The sequence below is a fragment of the Clostridium sp. CAG:43 genome, from assembly GCF_000434655.1.
GTDB classification, from domain to species: domain Bacteria; phylum Bacillota; class Clostridia; order Lachnospirales; family Lachnospiraceae; genus Otoolea; species Otoolea fessa.
Map to the genome: position 1 here is coordinate 11,622 of NZ_FR895099.1, position 4,581 is coordinate 16,202.

General features: G+C 53.2%; 5 protein-coding genes. All 5 read right to left on the bottom strand.

The window, feature by feature from the left end:
• Positions 1–1,538, bottom strand: a 1,538-nt coding sequence (gene recN / locus QVO97_RS08615; RefSeq protein WP_288189447.1) for a DNA repair protein RecN, incomplete at its 3' end; no start/stop codon positions are given.
• A gap of 59 nt (positions 1,539–1,597) precedes the next feature.
• Positions 1,598–2,047 (bottom strand): arginine repressor, encoded by a 450-nt coding sequence (argR, locus tag QVO97_RS08620; RefSeq protein WP_022359930.1) that lies wholly within the window; start codon positions 2,045–2,047, stop codon positions 1,598–1,600.
• A 14-nt stretch (positions 2,048–2,061) separates the two neighbouring features.
• Positions 2,062–2,931, bottom strand: a complete 870-nt coding sequence (locus tag QVO97_RS08625; RefSeq protein WP_022359931.1) for an NAD(+)/NADH kinase — start codon at positions 2,929–2,931, stop codon at positions 2,062–2,064.
• Entirely contained in the window at positions 2,928–3,776 is an 849-nt protein-coding gene (locus QVO97_RS08630; protein ID WP_022359932.1) for a TlyA family RNA methyltransferase, read from the bottom strand. The genes QVO97_RS08625 and QVO97_RS08630 overlap by 4 nt, the downstream gene beginning before the upstream one ends.
• 42 nt (positions 3,777–3,818) lie before the next feature.
• Positions 3,819–4,581, bottom strand: a 763-nt coding sequence (locus tag QVO97_RS08635) for a transketolase C-terminal domain-containing protein (protein ID WP_288189448.1), incomplete at its 5' end; no start/stop codon positions are given.

The following is a 4,581-nucleotide window of genomic DNA, read 5'->3' on the forward strand; positions in this document are numbered from 1 at the left end:
CGGATGGAGGTTGCCGTCCGTCCATCGGACGCGGATTTGCGGATCTCGAAGTGCTGGTCCGCCATCGCCGCGATCTGCGGCAGGTGCGTGATGCAGATGACCTGACGGCATTTGGAGAGGATCCGCAGCTTCTCCGATACCATCTGTGCAGTCCGTCCGCTGATACCGGTGTCAATCTCATCAAAAATCAACGTTGGAACCTGATCGGTCTCCGCCAGCACCGTCTTGATTGCCAGCATGATACGCGACAGCTCACCGCCGGACGCCACCATACCGAGTGGCCGAACCGGTTCGCCCGGATTCGTGGAAATCAGGAATTCCGGCTCGTCGATACCGCCCGCCGTGAAATGATCCAGCCGCCTAAACTCCATCTCAAACTGCACATCAAGGAAATTCAGTTCCCGAAGCCCGTCTGCGATCTTCTCCACCAGCTCCCCGGCAAACTGCTTACGCGCTGCTGACAATGCCTCGGAATGTTCTTTCAGTACTGCTTCCGCCTGTTCCAGTTCTTTTTCCGCCTGTTCCCGAAGTTCATCGTAATTCTCCAGTTCCTGCAGTCGCGCTTTCTTTTCTTCCAACGCCTGAAGTACCTCCGGGATCGTCTTCCCATACTTGTTTTCCAGGCTCCGGATCAGGTCAAGCCGCTCCTGCGTCTCCCGAAATGCCGCTTCGTCAAAGGTCATATCGTCCATATATCCGGCGATCTCCCTGGAAAGATCCGAAAGAAGGGAATCTACATCGCACAGCTCGTCACGGATCCCCTTCAATCCCTCGTCAAATGCCATCGCACCATCGATCTCACGGAACGCCCGCGACACCGCATCGCCGGACACCGCGTCATATGCCTGTGAAAGACTCTCAGCGATCCGTCTGGCATTGGAAAACCGCTTAAAATCGGCTGCCACCTTTTCCTCTTCGCCATCCTTTAACGCGGCATTTTCAATCTCCTCGATCTCAAACCGGCAGAAATCCATCTCCCGCAGTCTCGTCTCCTGATCGGATGCAAATGCGGCACATTTCTGTTTTAACTGCATATACAAGCGATAGGCAGCTTCCGTACTCTGTTTGAATGGGAGAAGTTTCTCCCCGCCATACGCATCGAGGATTTCCAGATGTTTTGACGCATTCACCAGCGACTGGTGTTCATGCTGTCCGTGCAGATCGATCAGAAGACCCGTGATCTCCCGCAGCCTTGCAGCCGTTACCGTCTCGTCGTTGATGCGGCTGATGCTCCGGGTCGGTGTGATTTTCTTAGAAATGATTAAAATTCCCTCTTCATCAGGGTAAACATCATGTTCCTTCAGCTGCTCGCGCTTTCTCTCATCATCGATGGAGAAAACCAGTTCAATGTAGGCGCTGTCGCAGCCCCGGCGTATCATCTCTTTCGGTGCTTTTCCGCCCAGCGCGATCTGGACCGAACCGATGATGATCGATTTTCCGGCTCCCGTCTCACCGGTCAGAATGTTGAGTCCGTCCCCGAACTCCACCTCCGCCGAATCGATCAGAGCCAGATTTTTCACTCGTAAATGATAAAGCATCCGCTTTCCGTTCCTCCTTATCAGCGGTTCCCGCAAAAAATGTGTGAACCCACCTTACCTCATCCCGCAATCAGCTTGCGGATCTTGTCCATCAGCACGATCGTATCGTCCACCGTACGGACTGCACACATGACCGTATCGTCCCCGGCGATGCAGCCGACAATCTCTGAAAAATGGATGGCGTCGAGCGCTGCCGCGACTGCCATCGCCATGCCTGACACCGTCTTGATGACAAGGATGTTCTGCGCCATATCCATGGAAACGAAGCTATCGTGCAGAATACGGGTATATTTATCATTGAACGCCGTCTGAGGATGGAAAACCGCATATTTCTGTCCGCCGTTTTCTGTCTGGATCTTAGACAGCTTTAACTCCCGGATATCCCTGGAAACCGTTGCCTGCGTGACATTGTATCCCTCTTTATTCAGATATTCCGCCAGCTCTTCCTGCGTTTCAATCTCATATTTTCCAATCAATTCCACAATCTTGCTGTGACGTTCCATTTTCATGGCTCTGACTCCTTTTATATCTGTTTCATTTTGTTCCGTATATTTTCCAAAAATGGCACCTGTTTGAGCTGAATCAATGTCGTCTCGATCTCTGATTTTGCTATCTCGATTGTATCACCCGGCTCAATATCAACCACCGTATCGCCGTCAAAGCTCAGCGAAACCTTCGTCCGCCCGGTCGTCTGAATCCGCAGGCTCAAATGGTTATCCGGCGGCAGAACGATGCTGCGCGAATTGAGTGAATGCGGGCAGAGCGGTGTCAATACCATCAGATCCGCCTCCGGCGCCACGATCGGACCGCCCGCTGACAGGTTGTATGCCGTCGAACCGGTCGGGGTCGCAACCACCATTCCATCCGCCGAATACTCATTAAACAGCTGTCCATTGACAGCCAGCTCAAACCGGAACGCATCGATTCCCATACGGTTCAGGACGATATCATTCAACGCGATATCCTCCATGACGACCTTCCCGCCGGAAATCACGCACCCCTTGAGCATCATCCGGCTTTCCAGACGATAGTGATCTTCCATCAGATCCCGCATGGCAGGCAGAATGTCCTCCTCATGCCCGATCTGCGTCAGATACCCCAGATGCCCCATATTGATGCCAAACAGTGGAATCTTCCGTCCCGCCAGATCACGCGCCGCCTGAATCAGCGTTCCATCACCGCCCAGACAGATCACACAATCTGTATCCTCCGGCACCGTTCGGCGATCGGTATAGCGGTATGCCGCAGCCACTTCTGCGTCCCTGCGAAGTCCATCATGGCGATCCAGACGGATGCAGCGGCAGCCCTGTTCCGCAAAAAAGCTGCAAATCAAACCGGCCGCCTCCTCTACGCGCGGCTTTTCGCGGTTTACAATCAGATAGAAATTTCTCATGTTTTGTCTAACTCCCTGTGAGCTTCCTCAACAACCTGTTCCGGTGAAACCGGACACTCTTTTTCCGCTTTTGCAAGTGCTTCCTCACCAGTCACAGTTTCCTCCGATACCTGCTCCGGTCTATGCAGGTACAGGAGGTACTCGATATTTCCCTCCGGTCCCTTGATCGGGGAAAATTCCAGATTCCGGATCTCAAAACCGATCTCTGCCGCATATGCCATCACCATCTGAATGACCTCCAGATGCGTGCTCTTCTCGCGAACAACGCCCTTCTTTCCGACTTTCTCACGTCCCGCCTCGAACTGCGGCTTGATCAGTGCAACCACCTCGCCGCCCGTGCTTAAAATCTCCTTGACCGGACCTAAAACCTTCGTCAGGGAAATAAAGGAAACGTCGATCGAAGAGAAATCTACCGGCTCGCCGATGTCCTCCGGTGTCACATAACGGATGTTTGTCTTCTCCATGCAGACCACACGCGGATCATTGCGAAGTTTCCACGCCAGCTGTCCATGTCCTACATCGACCGAAAACACCTTGACCGCGCCATTCTGCAGCATACAGTCGGTAAATCCGCCTGTGGACGCGCCGACATCCATACAGACCTTTTGATCCAGCATCACTCCGAAATGCGTCATCGCCTTCTCCAGTTTCAGACCTCCGCGGCTCACATATTTTAAGGTAGATCCACGTACCTCGATCTTCGCATTTTCATCGAAGGTCGTACCCGCCTTGTCTTCTTTCTGATCTTCTACATATACAATCCCGGACATGATGATCGCTTTCGCCTTCTCACGGGATTCTGCCAGACCTCTCTTGACGAGAAGTACATCTAACCGTTCTTTCATTCTATGTTCTTCCTTCCGCTGCTGCCACTCTTTTGTTTCCCATCATGCTTCCGCGTCAGTCTCCAGCACACCTTCACGTTTCAGCTGCGCCAGAATCGAATCACTGTCAATTCCCAGCTCATTCCGGAGCACCGACACATTTCCGTGTTCGACGTAGGCATCCGGCAGCGCTATATTAACTACCTTAATCTGCGGATAATGCTTCTGTACATAATCCGTCACCCGCTCGCCGTAACCGCCGCGCAGGACATTTTCCTCCAGTGTCACGATCGTATGGTGCGTTCCTGCCAAATGGTCGATCACGTCGGTATCCATCGGTTTCACAAACCGCCCGTTGACCAGCGTACACGGCTGCCCGGCACTCTTTAATTTCTCCCGGATATGCTCTGCCGTACTGACCATGCTTCCGACTGCCAGAAGCGCCGTCCCTCTCTCCTCATACAACATCTCGCTGACGCCATACTCGACTGGTGCCAGAAATTCCTTCAAACCCCGGTACGCCTCGCCCCTCGGATAACGGATCGCAATCGGTCCATCGTAGGAGATGGCAAACTGCAGCATCTTTTCCAGTTCCCAGCGGTTCTTCGGCGCCATCACGCTCATATTCGGCACAGAGGAGAGGAATGTCAGATCAAAAATACCCTGATGCGTCTCCCCATCGCTTCCGACCAGTCCCGCGCGATCCACGCAGAACACAACCGGAAGATTCTGGATACAGACATCGTGAATGACCTGATCATATGCCCTCTGTAAAAAGGACGAATACACCGCCACCACCGGTTTCAGACCGGCTGCCGCCATACCC

Coding starts and splice junctions, on each gene's coding strand:
- QVO97_RS08630 (WP_022359932.1), bottom strand. CDS start 3,776: ATGAAAGAACGGTTAGATGTACTTCTCGTCAAGAGAGGTCTGGCAGAA.
- argR (WP_022359930.1), bottom strand. CDS start 2,047: ATGAAAATGGAACGTCACAGCAAGATTGTGGAATTGATTGGAAAATAT.
- QVO97_RS08625 (WP_022359931.1), bottom strand. CDS start 2,931: ATGAGAAATTTCTATCTGATTGTAAACCGCGAAAAGCCGCGCGTAGAG.